General features: G+C 57.0%; 2 protein-coding genes. Both read right to left on the bottom strand.

What is annotated here, in order from left to right; genetic code table 11:
• Positions 1 to 342: 342 nt before the first annotated feature.
• Positions 343 to 1,113, bottom strand: a complete 771-nt coding sequence (locus tag AB4Z11_RS30825) for a phosphatase PAP2 family protein (protein WP_442029860.1) — start codon at positions 1,111 to 1,113, stop codon at positions 343 to 345.
• On the bottom strand, positions 1,094 to 1,747 hold a 654-nt coding region (locus tag AB4Z11_RS30820), incomplete at its 5' end, for a phosphoethanolamine transferase (RefSeq protein ID WP_442029858.1). The genes AB4Z11_RS30820 and AB4Z11_RS30825, both read right to left, overlap by 20 nt.

Raw genomic sequence — 1,747 nt, 5'->3', positions numbered from 1 at the left:
GTGTAAAGCATGCCGCCAGCGTTCAATCTGAGCCAGGATCAAACTCTTCAGTTCAATCTCTGTTTTAAGTCATTGCTGACTTGGTCGCTCACTCAAAATACTGACGAAATCTCWTAAMGAGATTACGTTTCATTTTGCGCGAGCATTTGAAGCATATTATTTGAGCATCGCGCCATTCGGCGCGTTGGCCATCTTCAAACGCCCACACTTATCGACTGTTGATTGTTAAAGACCCCCCGTTCGGGGCGCTGCCTAATTGATCGAAGCGTTGTGTTCGTCAGCAGCAGAGAAGCGAGATTATGCGGTGTTTTGCGTTCATCGTCAAGCCCCTCTTTTTTCGCTTCACTCTGCAGCAGTTGCTGCCGTAGCGTTGCGAGGGACAGAACTATAGCTAACGTCCGGCAGCTTGGCAAGCACTTTCGTATTCAATTGATAGATCACGAACACGAGAGCGCAAGCGATCCAGCTTGACCACAGTGTGTGGGTCAGGAAGTGTGCGCCGCGCAGCTGCTGAATCCAGCCGACGCCGAAGCTAAAGGCCAGCATGACAATCGCGACCGCCAGCGCCTTGCGCGGATGGCGCGGCCACCAGAAAGCGGACAGGGAAATCAGCCACAGCACACTGGAAGCATGGCCGCCCGGCAGGCAATGGCCGGCAGCGATACCGTCCGGCATCAATTCAAGCAGACGGATATAAGGAGCGTCGCCGCCATAGCGCTGAACATCCCACGGGCAATGCGAAGAACTTGCGCGCTTGAGCAGGCTGATCACAAGCGGCACCAATGCGGCCGACATTGCGACCACGCGCACGCCCATGCGGCGCTCCCAGCCCCAGCTCGCAAATGGACGCCATTTATCGTACAGAGCAAGCACCACGACCACCACGGCGGCCACCGTCATGACTTGCTTCAGGATTTCATGATTCAGCCGCTCGGCAAACCAGGCGTGCTGCAGGGGGAACACATGCTTCGAGAAGTCGTAAGTAGCGTCCGCCAGCTGCAGATCGACGTTTGTGAACTCGCCCAGCCACAGGATGACCAGCGCCGAGATACCCAGCAGCGCCAGCATCAGCGGGACTGGGCGAATCAGAGGCTTAGCCGCGGATGCATGCATGGAAGATATCCAGTTTAGGGTTATAGACAGCGGTGTTCACGTTCAGCATCCCGAGCGTAGAGTGGAAGACGTTGTCGTGTGAGAATTCCTGACCGCTGCGGGCCGCCAGGCAAGCGCGATCCACCTTGAAGCGCTCGCTGAAGCCGTCCGACATCCAAAGCATCATCGGCACCTTGCGCTGCTCGGCCGGCGAAAACATATAAGGCGCACCGTGCAGATACATATTCTTTTCGCCCAGCGATTCGCCGTGATCGGAGAAATACAGCAGCGAAGTGTCGGCGCCGCCCTCGGCCGCGGCCTTGCGCAGCACATCGATAGCGCGGCTCAGGAAGAAGTCGGTATAAAGAATCGTGTTGTCGTAGGCCGCCACGATGGACTCGCGCGAGCACTTTTCCAGCTCATTGGTCTGGCATACCGGCGTGAACTTGTTGAATTCGGCCGGATAGCGCTTCCAGTAAGCCGGACCATGGCTGCCCTTCTGGTGCAGCACGATGACCATGTCTTTCTGGGCGTTCCTGATCATCTCAGGCAAGCCATTCAACAGACGCTCGTCGAAGCATTCCTCGCTGTTGCACAGCTTGTCGCCCGCCACCGGCTGCGACAGGTCTTCAAACTTCACGCGGTCGCACACGCC

Source organism: Pseudoduganella sp. RAF53_2, assembly GCF_052113985.1.
Lineage (GTDB): Bacteria > Pseudomonadota > Gammaproteobacteria > Burkholderiales > Burkholderiaceae_D > Rugamonas.
The sequence above is the reverse complement of the archived record's forward strand: the minus strand, read 5'-3'. Positions and strand labels throughout refer to the sequence as shown.